This window comes from Arthrobacter glycogeni (assembly GCF_054510815.1).
In genome coordinates, this window is record NZ_JBTNDV010000019.1 from 1 (window position 1) to 14,055 (window position 14,055).

Genomic DNA, 14,055 nt, shown 5'->3' on the forward strand with positions numbered 1-14,055 from the left:
TGCCGGATCGCTTTGTCCACCAATGAGCTGCCGGCTGCCGGCGGTTTGAGGCCCCAGGTGTTGGTCACGATCGATTACAAGGAGTTGGTCGCCGATGTGGGTCGGGCCGGCACGGCCGCGTTTGGTGGGTTACTTAGTGCCCGATCGATTCGCCGGATCGCTTGTGACGCGGATATTCTTCCGGTGGTATTGGGAAGCCGAGGCCAGATCCTCGATGTCGGACGGCCTCGCCGACTGTTTCCTCCCACCCTGCGCAAAGCGTTGACGGCCCGCGATGGTGGGTGTGCTTTCCCGGATTGCATGATCCCCTCACCGTGGACCGATGCCCACCACATTCTTCCCTTCAGCAGAGGCGGCCCAACCACCACCGATAACGGGGTCCTCCTTTGCACCCGGCACCATCATTTGCTGCACCAGAACGAATGGGCGATCGAGGTCAAAGACCGGGTCCCGTGGTTCATCCCACCCCCATACATCGACCCGGCCCGAAAACCCCGCCAAAACCACTACCACCGCGACCACCACCATTCCCAAGATCAAACCCCAATGCGCTGACGCCCGACATTTCTTGAGCTCACTTCGCCGGTGTCGAACTGGGTATCTGTTGATCGTTCGCCGTAATCCGGGTCGCCACCAGCCGTTTCAAAATCACCACAGGCGAATCATGACGGAACGACCGCTCAAAGGGGAATCTGCTGCCGCCAATGGCTGCCTCGAACTCCCACCGCGGCGTAGAATCCCGACATGGACATCATCTTGGTTCCCGGATTCTGGCTGGACGCGTCGTCATGGGATCAGGTGACTCCCCGACTCATCGCAGCTGGACACCACGTCCACCCGCTCACTCTCCCGGGTCTGGAGGCGAAGGATGCGCCACGATCCGGAATTGGGCTGCGGCAACACATTGACGCGGTGGTGACAGCAATCGACTCCGTCGGCGGACCGGTGATCCTGGTGGGACACTCAGCTGGCGGGGCGATCATTTACGGCGCTATCGACCAACGACCCGACGTCGTGCTCCGCGGTGTCTACGTGGACAGCGGCCCGCTCGGCGAGGGAGGCGTGATCAACGACCAGTTGCCCTCCGCCGGCGATGAGATACCGCTCCCCCACTGGGATCTCTTCGAGGACGAGGACCTCGTCGATCTCACCCCCAACTTGAAGGACGCATTTATCCGGCGTGCCATCCCGCAGCCCAAAGGGGTGGCGACCGACCAGCAACGGCTTCACGATGAACGCCGCTTCGAGGTGCCCACGACAGTGATCTGCTGCGAATTCAGCTCCAAGCAGCTCAAGCACTGGATCGCGACCGGGGACCCCAACGTCGCTGAACTCTCCCACATCACCGATGTCGAGTACGTCGATCTGCCCACGGGACATTGGCCACAGTTCACCCGTCCTGCCGATCTGGGCGCAGCGATCTCAGCGGCCGTCGCCCGCCAGCAGTAGCTGCGTCGACCGGGTCGGGTCAGGAGCCGCTGATATTGACCAGCCAGCCGACTCCATACTGGTCGGTGCACATGCCGAAGCTATCACCCCACGGCGCCCGCTCCATCGGAACCGTAACAGAGCCGCTACCCGAAAGTTTGTCCCAGTAACCGCGGAGCTCCTCCTCGTTTTCACCGCTCAGCGACACCGAAAAGTTACTACCCTCCGTGTACGTCATGCCGCTTGGGACGTCGGCGCCCATCAGCACCAGACCGGCCCCAGTCTCGAGTTGCCCGTGCATAATCTTTTCCGCATCTGACGGGTCCTGGGCGGCCTGGTAGTCGTCGAAGGTACTCATGGTCAGTTCACCGGCGAAGACCGACTGATAGAAAGTCATTGCCTCCCGTGCATTGCCTTTGAAATTCAGGTAGGGGTTCAGTCGGGTGGTCATCATAATCTCCTTCGGTCCTGACGGACACTATTGCTGACAGACCCCGAGGGAGCCTGCCAGGCCGGCGAGTCTGACCCGATCCCGGGTCAACCGGTCGTGGCGAACCGCTTGGCTGAGCGTGCCTTGAGTTTCTCGGCTTCAACCTCGCGATCCTTCGGGGGCGCCGCGGTGACCAGGTCCTCAAGGAGGTGCGCTGTCACGTGGGCGATGCGTTCAACAGCCGCGTCGAACACCTCCTGGTTCACCTTCGACGGATGAGTCGAGCCGCTGACCTTGCGCACAAACTGCAGGGCCGCTGCGTGGATTTCGTCGTCCGATGCGGACGGTTCAAAATTGGACAGAGTACGGATGTTTCTGCACATGTTCCATAGCGTAGGCCTAGTTCATCGTCGGGGGAATAGCCACCTCGGTTCAGCTCTACGGTCATTCCATGTTTAGAGTTGAAGCATTCCCGAGCAAAGGATCATGATGCATTTCGAACGACACGGCAGCGGCAAACCCCTCCTCCTGGTGCACGGCCTCGGATCGAGCCTTCGCACCTGGGACCCGATCATGTCGTCGCTGACCGCCGAGCGTGACGTGATCGCCGTCGACCTCCCCGGTTTCGGTAAGACCCGTCCCCTGATCGGGACGGTGACGGTGGGAACCCTGACCGACGCCGTCGAGCGCTTCATCCTCACCGAGGGGCTAAACGGGATAGATCTAGTGGGGAGTTCGATGGGCGCGCGAATAGTCCTCGAACTGGCGCGGCGCGGTCACACCGGCGCCACTGTCGCACTGGATCCGGGCGGGTTCTGGAACGGCGGCCAGCGACGGGTCTTCGGCGCCAGCATCACCGCTTCCATCGCTCTGGTTCGTGCGATCCGCCCGGCGCTCCCCTTCCTGACCCGCTCAGCCGCTGGCCGCACCGCACTGCTCGCCCAGTTCTCCGCGAAACCCTGGCAGCTAGATCCGAGCCTGGTCCTGACCGAACTGGAGGGTTTTTCGAACTCCCCCAGCCTTGACGAGGCCCGCCGCGCGTTAATCGAGGGTCCGGTCCAGCAGGGTGTACCGGCGGGGGGCCTCGCTGGCACCGTGGTGATCGGATGGGGTCGACAGGACCGGGTCACCCTCCCCAGCCAGGCGGCCACCGCACAGAAGCGTTTCCCGGACGCGAAACTACACTGGTTCGACGAGTGCGGCCACTTCCCGCACTGGGACCAGCCCGGGCAGACCGCACGCCTGATCGTGGAGAGCACGTCCTGAACCGCCAACCGGTTGCCGCCTGGCTGGCGATCGATCTGGCGCTGATCATCGTTTTTGCTGCGACCGGACGGTCCACCCACGAGTCAGGTCTGGCAATCTTCGGCATCCTCAGCACCGCCGGCCCGTTCCTTGCTGCCTGTTTGCTCACGTGGGGCATGACCAGGGCGTGGCGGTCGCCCGCTGCACTGAGGCCCACCGGCGTGCTGATCTGGCTCGGCACTGCCCTCGGCGGTCTTGGCCTGCGCGCTCTCCTCGGTGGAGGAATGGCGATCAGCTTCCAGCTCGTCGCAGTCGTTGTGCTGGGTGTCCTGCTGCTCCTACCCCGTGCCGTCACGGCGCTGATCATGCGACGCCGCACCACTTCGGGATAGGTTGGCAGGTGAGCATACCGACCAGCCAGTACCGCCACCGTTACCAGGGAGATACGCCATGATTACCGCCTTTGTTCTGATCCAGACCGATGCCTCACGGATTCCGGAGTGCGCCCAGGAGATTTCTGACATTGAGGGCATCAGCGAGGTGTACTCGGTGACCGGGGAATGGGACCTTATCGCCATTGCCAGGGTCGGCCGCCATGAGGATCTCGCCGACGTGATTGCCGATCGGCTCTCCAAGATCGATGGTGTGGAGTCCACCACCACCCAGATCGCGTTCCGCTCGTATTCAAAACATGATCTGGATACCGCCTTCTCGCTGGGCTTCGAAGGCTAGGATGCGGGTCGAAGTTGCCGTTCAGGACGCCGTCGGTGCCGCGATCGCCCACGACGCCGGTGCGGTGCGCGTTGAGCTGTGCGTTGGTCTTCCGCTGGGCGGGCTGACTCCCTCGATCGGTCTGATCCGACAGGTCCGGTCAACGGTTCCGGCACTGCCCCTCCAGGTGCTGATCCGTCCCCGGCCCGGCGGATTCAGGTATTCCCCCTGGGAGCTTGACCTGATGGCCGAAGACATATCGGCTGCCGCTGCTGAAGGCGCGACGGGCGTCGTTGTCGGGGTTCTGACCGGGGCTAGCGGGGTCGACACCAGTGCCCTTCGCGCCCTACGCCAGGTGGCGCCGGAGCTTGATTACACTTTTCACCGGGCAATCGACCACAGTCACTCTGCCCTCGACGCGCTGGATTCCATCGCAGCCGCCGGGTTTACCAGGGTTCTGACCTCGGGTGGCGCGCCCACCGCGGGGCAGGGCATCGCAACACTGCGAGCTATGGCGGCGGCGGGCAGCGGTCTGACCATTCTTGCCGGTGGCGGTGTGATTCCCGACGATCTGCCGCAGCTCGCGGCCGCTGGCATCACCGAGGTCCACCTCTCGGCGAAGGCGACCCACCACCCGCCCGACGCGGGGGTGCCCCTCGGCGCCGCCGATACCGAAGGCTCCAGCTACCAGGTGACCGACCCCCTGCTGGTCACGGCAGTGATTCAGCAGGCGAACCAGCTGGGCTAGACCTGGGCTAGACCTGGGCTAGACCGGACCGCCAGTCACCTGCACCCACTTCTCCAGCGTCGCTTGGGCTGCTCCGGAGTCAATCGAGTGCTCGGCGCGCAGCATGCCCGCCCGGATCCTGTCGACCAATGGAGCCTCGTGATCGGCGTTGTAGGCCACCAGCCCGGCCGCAGCATTGAGCACGACGGCGTCCCGTACCGCCCCCCTCTCCCCCGCTAACAGAGCGCGCACCACCCGGGCATTGCTTGCTCCGTCAGCCCCGCGCAGTGCGTCGACCGGAGCCACCGGCAAGCCGAAGTCGTCCGGGTGGACTGTCTGCTCGGTGACAGCTCCATCGCGGACCTCCCAGATGGTCGACGAACCGCTGGTGGTGAGCTTGTCGCGCCCGTCGCTGCCACGGAATACCAGCGCGCGGATGCCCCGCGCCGCCAACACTCCTGCCATCAGAGGCGCCATCCGCTTGCTCGCGCACCCCATCGCCTGCGCATCGACCCCCGCCGGGTTGCTCAGTGGTCCCAGGAAGTTGAAGGTAGTGGGAACCCCGAGCTCACGCCGCGGGACCGCCACATGGCGCATGGAGGGGTGAAAGACCTGAGCGAAACAGAACGTGATTCCCGCCTCCTCGGCGGAGCGGGCGACGTCGTCAATCGACAGGTCGAGCCGGACCCCCAGTGCCTCGATCACATCGGCGGCCCCGGCGGAGGATGACGCGCTGCGGTTGCCGTGCTTGACCACCTTCGCCCCGGCGCCCACCGCCACGAGCGACGACATGGTGGATATGTTCAGCGTATTCAGCCCGTCCCCGCCCGTGCCCACGATGTCCAGGGTGGGCCCGGTGACCGTGAAGCGGTGCGCCCGGGCCAGCATCGCGTCGACCAGGCCGACCAGTTCACCGACCGTCTCCCCCTTGCTCCGCAAGCCGATCAGAAACCCGGCAATCTGGGCGTGGGAGGCTTCGCCCTCCATGATCTGGTCCATCGCCCAATGGGTCTGACCGGAGGACAGATCGTCCCCCTGGATCAGGGCGGAAATCAGTGCGGGCCAGGTCGGTGATCCGCTGGCGGGGCTGGAAATCGTCGTCACACCTCAAGGTTATCTACGAATTGTAGAAAGTCATCTGTTGGCATCTTCCGCGCCGTTACTGGGCTGGTGCGCCCCACACGCCGACGAGGACGCGCCGGAGCATCCTCAGCATTGGTGAACTGGTCCTTTTTAGAGACATAATGGCTCTGTGACATCTGCGACCCAAGCCCCCAGTACCACGGCGCATCCCACGCTGAACCGCCCCAACATGGTCTCCGTAGGAACCGTTGTCTGGCTTTCCAGTGAACTGATGTTTTTCGCCGGACTATTCGCCATGTACTTCACCCTGCGCTCCACCTCGAGTGAGATGTGGGCCCTGGAGACGGAAAAGCTGAACGTGCCGTTCGCCCTGATCAACACGATCATCCTCGTTTTGAGCTCGGTGACGTGCCAATTCGGTGTCTTCGCCGCCGAGCGGTTACAGCCACGTCGTAACGGCAGCGTCTTCTCCCCCCTTAAGTGGGGCATGATCGAGTGGTTCCTGCTGACCTTCCTGATGGGCTCCATCTTCGTGGCGGTGCAGGGCTACGAGTACGCGGTGCTGGTCTCCGAGGGCGTGTCGCTTTCCTCCAACGCCTATGGATCCTCGTTCTACATCACGACTGGCTTCCACGGGCTCCACGTACTCGGCGGGCTCATCGCCTTCCTGTTCATCATCGGACGCGGTTTCGCAGCCAAACGATTCGGCCACTTCGAGGCAACTTCGGCGATCGTCGTGTCGTACTACTGGCACTTCGTTGACGTCGTCTGGATCGCCTTGTTCATCATCATCTACTTCCTGAAGTAACCCTTAGTTGAAGCTTCTTCTACTAGGTGTAGAATTCCATCAAGTGGTACTGGCAGTGATTGCACGACAGAAGGCAGGAACCAGCAAGTGAAGGCACTTTCGCAAAGGCGACGTCATCCTCTGGCAGCACTAGCATTGCTGCTCATCGGATTACTCTTCACGGGCGGCGTCTATGCCCTGGCGAGCAGCACCAACGAAGCCAAGGCTCAGAACTTCTCCGCCGACGAGGTGGCCGAGGGCGAGAAGTTATTCGTCGCCAACTGCGCCACCTGTCACGGAGTGGGCGCCGTAGGCTCCGACAATGGCCCGTCGCTGGTTGGGGTGGGCGCAGCGTCCGTCGACTTCCAGGTCGGCACCGGCCGCATGCCAATGCAGATGCAGGGTCCGCAGGCTCAGGTGAAGCCGCCTCAGTTCAACGACGAGCAAACCATGCAGATGGCCGCCTACGTAGCGTCGCTTGGCGCGGGTCCTGCTATTCCCGGCGAAGAAGCCCTGGATACGAGCGAAGCGGATCCCGCCAACGGTGGCGTGGTCTTCCGAGTGAACTGCGCCATGTGCCACAACGCTGCCGCCGCTGGCGGTGCCCTCACCCGCGGCAAGTTCGCCCCAGCCCTTTCAGGCTCGACGGCGAAGCACACCTACGAGGCGATGGTCACCGGTCCGCAAAACATGCCGGTCTTCAACGATGCGAACATCACCCCTGAGGACAAACGTGACGTTATCGCGTTCCTTGAGACCATCGACGAGCAGGGTTCGCCAGGCGGTGCCGACCTGGGTGCACTTGGCCCGGTCTCCGAAGGCCTCTTCATCTGGGTAGCCGGTCTTGGCGTTATCATCGCCTTCACTGTCTGGCTCACGGCCCGATCGTCCTAGCACACCATGACGCGCCGCACGCTGCCGCACGGTAGCGACACCACACCGATCAACAGACCACAAGTAGATTGTCATCAGAAGGATGCGAGGGATCATGGCCGATCATAGTCACGGCAGTCCAGCGAGTACTGGCGTCGTAGCTAGGCCCGGTCAGGGCGATGTGCAGAAATTCCAGAACCCTGGGCTGCCGCCGCACCGTCCCCGCCTCGCTGACAGGGATCCGCGCGCCGAGAAGCGCGCCGAACGGCAGGTTGCAATTCTCTTCCTGGTGTCGATCATTGGCACCGTGCTGTTCTTCGTCGGCTACTTCTTCATCCCTCTCGACGAAACGATTGCGACGCTTCGCCTGCAGAACCTCACTCTTGGTCTTGGTACGGCGTTTGCCATGCTGGGAATCGGCGTGGGCATTGTGCACTGGGCGAAGACCTTGATGCCCGATCACGAAGTGTCGGAGGATCGCCACGAGATCCGCACCGAAGCGGACCGGGCCGACGCCGAGAAGATCATCAACGACATCGTTGAGGAAACCGGCATCAAGCGCCGTCCCCTGATTCGCAACACCCTGCTGGGAGCGATGATTCTGGCGCCTCTCCCAGCAGTCTTTATCTTCCGCGACCTCGGCCCACTGCCCGGAGATTCGTTGCGCCACACGTTCTGGGAATCGGGGATGCGGCTTGCACGGGACCCAAGCGGTACCCCGATTAAGGCTTCGGACGTGACCGTCGGGTCCGCGTTCCATGTCATCCCCGAGGGACTCTCGGACTCCGAGCACTACCTGGAGGAGAAGGCCAAGGCAGTTGTTCTGCTGATGCGCCTGAACCCTGAGTCCCTTAATCCTTCCCCGGAACGCGAAGATTGGGGTTACGAGGGTATCGTTGCCTACTCCAAAATTTGCACGCATGTGGGTTGCCCTGTTGCTCTTTACGAACAGCAGACCCACCACCTGCTGTGCCCGTGCCACCAGTCGACGTTCGACCTGACGCAGGAATGCAAGGTCATCTTCGGTCCTGCCGCACGACCGCTACCGCAGTTGCCCATCGCCGTTGATGACGAGGGCTACCTCATCGCTACCAGCGATTTTCAAGAGCCTGTAGGACCGAGTTTCTGGGAGCGTGGCTGACATGAGCAGCACGACAACGCAAAGCACCTATCAACCGAAAACCAGCGTCGGGAAAATTACCGACTACGTCGACTCCAGGGTCGGCGGCTCGGGTATCGTCAAGGAATTTGGCCGGAAGATCTTCCCGGATCACTGGACCTTCATGTTCGGGGAGGTGGCGCTCTACTCATTCGTCATCCTGCTCCTTTCCGGGACCTTCCTGACCTTTTTCTTCGATCCATCGATGGCGGAGACCCACTACGAGGGCAGCTACATCCCGCTACGCGGAGTGGAAATGTCCGAAGCATATGCCACCTCGCTGAATATCTCGTTCGATATCCGTGGCGGGCTTTTCATGCGCCAGGTCCACCACTGGTCGGCATTGCTCTTCGTAGCAGCCGTCTCAGTCCACATGCTCCGCGTCTTCTTCACCGGCGCGTTCCGCCGACCACGTGAGCTCAACTGGGTGGTGGGTTGCGTCCTGCTGATTCTGGCGATGGCCGCTGGCTTCACCGGATACTCCCTCCCCGATGATCTGCTCTCCGGTAACGGTCTGCGCATCATTGATGGCGTGATCAAGTCCGTCCCAGTAGTCGGCACCTACATCAGCTTCTTCCTGTTCGGCGGCGAGTTCCCGGGGACGGTGATCATCCCGAGGCTGTATGTGCTGCACATCCTCCTGATCCCCGCCATTATCCTGTTGCTGATTGCCATCCACCTCTTCATGGTGGTGACCCACAAGCACACCCAGTTCCCCGGCCCAGGCCGCACCAACGATAATGTGGTCGGTTTCCCTGTCGGACCGGTCTACGCTGCGAAGGCCGGCGGGTTCTTCTTCATCGTGTTCGGCATCGTGGCCGCGATCGCTGCCGCCTTCACGATCAACCCGATCTGGAACTACGGACCGTACGATCCTTCCCCCGTGTCGGCCGGTACCCAACCCGACTGGTACATCGGTTGGGTCGATGGCGCGCTGCGCCTGATGCCAGGCGTCGTTGGCGGCTTCCCGCTCGAATGGGAACTCGCAATGCCTTGGGGCGTGAACACGCTCTCACTGAACGTGCTCATTCCAGCTCTGGTTCCCGCCGGGATCGTCTTCACCCTGATGTTCGCGTGGCCGTGGATAGAATCCTGGCTGACGAAGGACAAGCGCGAACACCACTTGCTTGATCGTCCACGCAACGCACCGTTCCGCACCGCAGTCGGTGTCGCCGGTGTTGCGTTCTACTGCATCATGTGGGCAGCAGCCAGCTCGGACCTCATTGCCACCCACTTCTTCGTCTCGCTGAACGACGTAACCTACTGGTTGCGGGTGTTGTTCTTCGTAGGACCTGTGATCGGTTTCATGGTGGCGCAGCGCATCGCTCTGGCGTTGCAGCGCAAGGACCGGGAAATCGCCTTGCACGGTCGCGAGACCGGCCGGATTGTGCGCCTCCCCCACGGGGAGTTCATCGAGGTGCACGAACCACTCGATGAGTACAAGCGCTACAACCTGGTCAACTTCGAGTCCCATGGAGTCCTGCCCGCCGAGGCCGACGTCAACGGACACGTCACCAGGACGGAGAAGGCGCGTGGCCGGTTGTCACGCTTCTTCTTCGAGGACAGGGTCGCTCCGGTGACCCCAGCCGAGTTGGAAGCAGCTCACTCGCATGGACACCACGAAGCGATCGCCGAACAGCATGACCAGGCGGCGGTTTCGCGGTAAGTCTTCGATGGAAAGGACCCGGCCCAGCTGAGAGCTCGGCCGGGTCCTTTCGTTTAGACGGAGCTTCCGCTGGGCGTGTCCCAGGGCTGCTCAACCCGGTAAACGGCTGTTGAGCCGCTTGGCGGAGTAGGCCCGCGGAGAGCGCACCCCTGGACGCTGGAGCGGGACCCAGAGCTTGTACCGGTCCGCCCGGTAATAGGACACCGAATAGTCAACCATCGACCGAGCCACGTAGGCGTGCCGCTGGATCTTCAGCAGCGGCGCACCCAGGTCAACGTTGAGGAGACGTGCAATCGACGCGGATGCCGCTGTCGCCTCAATCGTGTCCTCGCCCCACTCCATCAGCAGCCCAAAACGTTCGCTCAGGACGTTGTATAGCGACGTCGGTGCGGGTTCGTCGAGGATCCCCGGCACGCGGTGGGCCGGGATGAAGTTTTCGTCGACGCTCATGGGTTCGCCGTCGGCCAGCAGCTGTCGCCTGAACCGCACCACCGGCTGACCCTGCTCGAGCTGCAGCTCCCTCGCAATCAGCGGCGTGGCCCCGATCTGCTCGAAACTGAGCACACGAGCGTCGGGAACCATACCCCGGCGATGCATTTCCTCGCTGTAGGAGGTGAGCTTCATCTGCAGGTCGAGTTTGGTGTGTGCTACGAAGGTGCCCAGCCCCACGATCCGTTCAAGAATCTCCTCAGCGACCAGGGCGTCAATTGCGTGCCGCACGGTCATCCTGGCAACCCCGAAGTGTCGCGTGAGTTCCCGCTCGGACGGGATGGCAGTGCCTGGCTCCGCGTGCTCGGCGATCAGGTCGCGAAGGATCTCCCGTAGCTGCACATGCTTCGGCGTTGACGATTCGGGGGTCAGCTGGCGTTCCAACGAGCGCAACAAGGTACTTGACACCGGCAGGTCCCTCCTCGGACTCCAGACAACATGGGGTGACCCCATTCTAGGGTGCCCTGATTCAAGGGTCCTGATCAGAGGGCACCGATTTTGGGGCACCGACTCGAGCCTCTGATTCAAGGGCTCAGGTTCGGGGTTTGGCTCGAACTCGGGGGTATGTAAAAGGTGGATTTGTCCGGGCAGCGGGAGGTATCGTTGACTATCGTTATATATCGTTGAAAATGACTGAGGAGAGCACCATGCGTACTTCATACCCGGCCGGCGGCTTCGGCGGCAACAACATTGATGGCATGTGGCAGGCAGTCGAGGAGCTGCGGTCACGGTTCGAAAAGCGGGCAGGCACCCGGGCAGGCCGGGGCGAGGTGCGGTCGGCTGTCCTCGCTCTCCTCGCCGAGCGACCGATGCATGGCTACCAGATCATCCACGAAATCGAGGAACGCACCGGTGGCGGCTGGAAGCCAAGCGCCGGTTCCGTCTACCCCACCCTGCAGCTCCTGGCCGACGAGGGATTCATCAGCGCCGAGGAGTCCAACGGACGAAAGATCTATTCGCTCACCGAGGCAGGCCATGAGGAAGTAGCGGGCGTGGGCGCAGCGACACCGTGGGCAGCACCCGGCCAGGAGACCCCTACCGGTTTCGCAGCATTACCCAAGGCGGGCGTCGAGCTGGCACAGGCCGCCACCCAGGTCGGCCGCACCGGCTCCCCGGAACAGGTTCGGGAGGCTGTCAAGGTCCTCAATGATGCCCGTCGTCGGCTGTACTCAATCCTCGCCCAGGACTGACGCGCGTGATGTGGGGTCGCCGGGACCGGTCTGCCCCGGTGCCTGGCATCGGGAACCCCCGGGCCCGTTACCGCCGAATCCTCCGCTTTGCCGCGTGGCATCTTGCGGTGACCTGGTGGTTTGAGCTGTTCCTCCCCCGCATCGGGCTGGGCAGAATAGCCGAACGCACCAGGACGCGGCGGATGTTGCGCTTCGCTCAGCGCTTCCGCGTCCTGGCGGTGGACCTCGGCGGCCTGATGATCAAGGTAGGACAGTTCCTTTCATCGCGGCTGGATGTGCTGCCGCCGGAAATCACTGCCGAGCTGGAGGGGCTCCAGGACGAGGTTCCCCCGGTCCCGTTTCCTTTCATCCGCACCCTTGCCGAGGCCGAACTGGGCGCGCCGCTCGACCAGGTGTTCGCCTCGGTCGACGAGGTACCCATTGCAGCTGCATCCTTCGGTCAGGCGCACCGGGCACGGCTTCGACACGGCGATTCCGCCGAGACCGGGCTCGACAGCGTGGTGCTCAAGGTCCAACGCCCTGGTATCGATACCATCGTTGACGTCGACCTGGCAGCACTACGCAAAGTGGGAGGTTGGCTCAGCCACGTCCGGCTGGTGTCCTCCCGCGCTGACATGCCGGCGCTGGTCGAGGAATTCGCGCACATCAGCCGGGAAGAGATCGACTACCTGCATGAGGCAGCGAATCTTGAGCGGTTCGCCGCTGATTTTGCCGACGACGATCGGGTCGCGGTCCCCGAGGTCGTTTGGGAACGAACGACCCGCCGTGTCCTCACCCTCCAGGACGTCACGGCGATCAAGATCACCGACACGACGGCGTTGCTGGATGCCGGAATCGATCCGGCGCAGGTTGCGCCGGTGTTCGCCTCGGTCATGTTCGATCAGCTGTTCACCAAAGGCTTCTTCCATGCTGATCCGCACCCCGGCAATATCTTCGTCACTCCGGCTCTCCATTCGGGGCTCGGTTCGGGGCTCGGTCCAAGACAGGGTTCGGCTCTCCATCCTGGGCACGGTCCGGCGACAGCCCTCCCGTGGAAGCTGACCTTCATCGACTTCGGCATGATGGGCGAGGTTCCGCCGAGCACCCGCAACGGCCTGCGGAAACTACTCATCGCTGCCGCGTCGCGTGACGGTAAGGGATTGGTGGCGGCGATCAGTGAGGTGGGTGTTCTGGTCCCCTCAGCCGATACCACCGAGCTTGAGCGGGCGATGACTCAACTCTTCGCACGCTTCGGTGGGATGGGCTTCGCCGAACTCCGCGAGGTCGATCCCCGGGAGTTCATCGATTTTGCCGTCGAGTTCGGGGACCTGGTTCGCTCATTGCCGTTCCAGTTGCCGGAAAACTTTCTTCTCATCATCCGAGCGATGTCCCTGACCTCGGGGGTGGCCAGCTCGTTGGACGCCCAATTCAACCTATGGGACTCAGTCGAACCCTATGCCGCCCAACTCATCCGGGACGAACGCGGCAACATTGTGCAGGATGTTGCTGCGCAGGCGCTTGAGGCCGCCGGAGTGGCGCTGCGCCTGCCGCAACGTCTCGATGGCCTGGTCACCCGGATCGAGGACGGTTCGGTGTCGGTGGCCACTCCGCGCCTTGAACAACGGCTGGCCCGGCTCGATCGCACAACGCAACGGGCGTCGTCGGCGCTGATCTTTGGCGCACTGCTGATTGCCGGGGCCCTGCTCCGCGCCGACGATACGGTGCTGGGGAACGTGCTGATGATCGTTTCGCTGGTCCCCCTGCTGCAGGGACTCTGGGCGGGTCGACGCGGGCTCTGACCGGGAACACGCTACCAAAGGAGAAGGGGCCCCCACCACATGGTGGGGGCCCCTCGCCGTCAAAGCCCGATCCAGTCGGACCGATTAGTGGGCGTGGTCTCCGCGACTGTACTCGAAGACCCAGCCGATCAGGGCGATGACGACCATGCCAAGGCTGATGTAAAGGATCCAGAAGCCTGCTGCCAGACCAAGGAAGCCGGTGGCGGCCGACATCCCGAGGGCCAGTGGCCACCAGCTCCAGGGGCTGAAGTGGCCTTGCTCGCCTGACCCTTCGTGGATTTCTGCGTCGAGCCGATCTTCAGGGCGCATTCCAACTCTGCGACCGGTGAATCCCAGGTAGAACGCGATCATCGCTGCCAGGCCACCGACGAGGAGTATGCCCAGGAAGCCGACATATTCGGTCCACCCGGTCAGATAGCCATAGACCACACCCACGAGGATGAAGAAGGGTACTCCCCACATGAAAAGTCCGGTTTCTACCTTCACGTC

Annotated in this window: 17 protein-coding genes; 12 read left to right on the forward strand and 5 right to left on the reverse strand. The window is 62.9% G+C overall.

The features are described from left to right. Together ACX80G_RS16180 and ACX80G_RS16185 are read left to right on the forward strand one after the other, a co-directional pair. A partial coding sequence (locus ACX80G_RS16180; protein WP_459308954.1) for an HNH endonuclease signature motif containing protein occupies positions 1 to 555 on the forward strand: 555 nt, incomplete at its 5' end. A 189-nt stretch (positions 556 to 744) separates the two neighbouring features. Continuing rightward, complete coding sequence (locus ACX80G_RS16185; RefSeq protein WP_459308956.1) at positions 745 to 1,449, forward strand: alpha/beta fold hydrolase; 705 nt, start codon at positions 745 to 747, stop codon at positions 1,447 to 1,449. Positions 1,450 to 1,468: 19 nt separating this feature from the next. On the opposite strand, the gene ACX80G_RS16190 is transcribed toward ACX80G_RS16185, so the two are convergent. Together ACX80G_RS16190 and ACX80G_RS16195 are read right to left on the reverse strand one after the other, a co-directional pair. Further along, entirely contained in the window at positions 1,469 to 1,879 is a 411-nt protein-coding gene (locus tag ACX80G_RS16190) for a VOC family protein (protein WP_459309030.1), read from the reverse strand. Between the two features lie 86 nt (positions 1,880 to 1,965). Beyond that, positions 1,966 to 2,241, reverse strand: coding sequence for a DUF2277 domain-containing protein (locus tag ACX80G_RS16195; RefSeq protein WP_459308957.1), 276 nt, complete (start codon positions 2,239 to 2,241; stop codon positions 1,966 to 1,968). A 103-nt stretch (positions 2,242 to 2,344) separates the two neighbouring features. Between ACX80G_RS16195 and ACX80G_RS16200 the strand changes: the two genes are divergently transcribed. Genes ACX80G_RS16200 through ACX80G_RS16215 form a run of 4 tightly spaced genes read left to right on the forward strand, consistent with a single transcriptional unit; the run spans position 2,345 to position 4,562 of the window. Further along, positions 2,345 to 3,124: an alpha/beta fold hydrolase gene (locus ACX80G_RS16200; RefSeq protein ID WP_459308958.1), complete on the forward strand. Its 780-nt coding sequence runs from the start codon at positions 2,345 to 2,347 to the stop codon at positions 3,122 to 3,124. Continuing rightward, positions 3,055 to 3,495, forward strand: coding sequence for a DUF3054 domain-containing protein (locus tag ACX80G_RS16205; protein ID WP_459308960.1), 441 nt, complete (start codon positions 3,055 to 3,057; stop codon positions 3,493 to 3,495). The genes ACX80G_RS16200 and ACX80G_RS16205 overlap by 70 nt, the downstream gene beginning before the upstream one ends. A 58-nt stretch (positions 3,496 to 3,553) precedes the next feature. Beyond that, the gene (locus ACX80G_RS16210; RefSeq protein ID WP_459308962.1) at positions 3,554 to 3,835 is read left to right on the forward strand and encodes an Lrp/AsnC family transcriptional regulator; all 282 of its coding nucleotides are present in this window, start codon (positions 3,554 to 3,556) and stop codon (positions 3,833 to 3,835) included. Between the two features lies 1 nt (position 3,836). Next, on the forward strand, positions 3,837 to 4,562 hold the full coding sequence (locus ACX80G_RS16215; RefSeq protein WP_459308963.1) for a copper homeostasis protein CutC: 726 nt from the start codon (positions 3,837 to 3,839) through the stop codon (positions 4,560 to 4,562). Between the two features lie 18 nt (positions 4,563 to 4,580). Here ACX80G_RS16215 and trpD read toward each other — a convergent pair whose 3' ends face one another. Next, positions 4,581 to 5,645, reverse strand: a complete 1,065-nt coding sequence (gene trpD / locus ACX80G_RS16220; protein WP_459308965.1) for an anthranilate phosphoribosyltransferase — start codon at positions 5,643 to 5,645, stop codon at positions 4,581 to 4,583. 148 nt (positions 5,646 to 5,793) lie between these two features. Here trpD and ctaE point away from each other — a divergent pair, with 148 nt between their 5' ends. The 4 genes from ctaE to qcrB all read left to right on the forward strand — a co-directional run bounded on the left by ctaE (position 5,794) and on the right by qcrB (position 10,109). After that, positions 5,794 to 6,432 carry an aa3-type cytochrome oxidase subunit III gene (ctaE, locus tag ACX80G_RS16225; protein WP_459308966.1) on the forward strand — a complete coding sequence of 213 codons (639 nt, stop codon included), beginning with the start codon at positions 5,794 to 5,796 and terminating at the stop codon, positions 6,430 to 6,432. Positions 6,433 to 6,519: 87 nt separating this feature from the next. Beyond that, positions 6,520 to 7,305: a cytochrome bc1 complex diheme cytochrome c subunit gene (gene qcrC, locus ACX80G_RS16230; RefSeq protein WP_459308967.1), complete on the forward strand. Its 786-nt coding sequence runs from the start codon at positions 6,520 to 6,522 to the stop codon at positions 7,303 to 7,305. Positions 7,306 to 7,399: 94 nt separating this feature from the next. After that, on the forward strand, positions 7,400 to 8,425 hold the full coding sequence (qcrA, locus tag ACX80G_RS16235) for a cytochrome bc1 complex Rieske iron-sulfur subunit (protein ID WP_459308969.1): 1,026 nt from the start codon (positions 7,400 to 7,402) through the stop codon (positions 8,423 to 8,425). Position 8,426: 1 nt separating this feature from the next. Further along, entirely contained in the window at positions 8,427 to 10,109 is a 1,683-nt protein-coding gene (gene qcrB / locus ACX80G_RS16240) for a cytochrome bc1 complex cytochrome b subunit (RefSeq protein WP_459308970.1), read from the forward strand. A 90-nt stretch (positions 10,110 to 10,199) separates the two neighbouring features. Here the strand turns inward: qcrB and ACX80G_RS16245 are convergent, their stop codons facing one another. Then, positions 10,200 to 10,994, reverse strand: coding sequence for a GntR family transcriptional regulator (locus ACX80G_RS16245; RefSeq protein WP_459309032.1), 795 nt, complete (start codon positions 10,992 to 10,994; stop codon positions 10,200 to 10,202). Positions 10,995 to 11,245: 251 nt separating this feature from the next. On the opposite strand from ACX80G_RS16245, the gene ACX80G_RS16250 reads away from it, so the two are divergent. Beyond that, positions 11,246 to 11,788 (forward strand): PadR family transcriptional regulator, encoded by a 543-nt coding sequence (locus ACX80G_RS16250; RefSeq protein WP_459308971.1) that lies wholly within the window; start codon positions 11,246 to 11,248, stop codon positions 11,786 to 11,788. An 8-nt stretch (positions 11,789 to 11,796) separates the two neighbouring features. After that, complete coding sequence (locus tag ACX80G_RS16255; RefSeq protein WP_459309034.1) at positions 11,797 to 13,566, forward strand: ABC1 kinase family protein; 1,770 nt, start codon at positions 11,797 to 11,799, stop codon at positions 13,564 to 13,566. A gap of 84 nt (positions 13,567 to 13,650) precedes the next feature. Here the strand turns inward: ACX80G_RS16255 and ctaF are convergent, their stop codons facing one another. Continuing rightward, on the reverse strand, positions 13,651 to 14,052 hold the full coding sequence (gene ctaF, locus ACX80G_RS16260; protein WP_459308973.1) for a cytochrome c oxidase subunit 4: 402 nt from the start codon (positions 14,050 to 14,052) through the stop codon (positions 13,651 to 13,653). Positions 14,053 to 14,055: the final 3 nt, after the last annotated feature.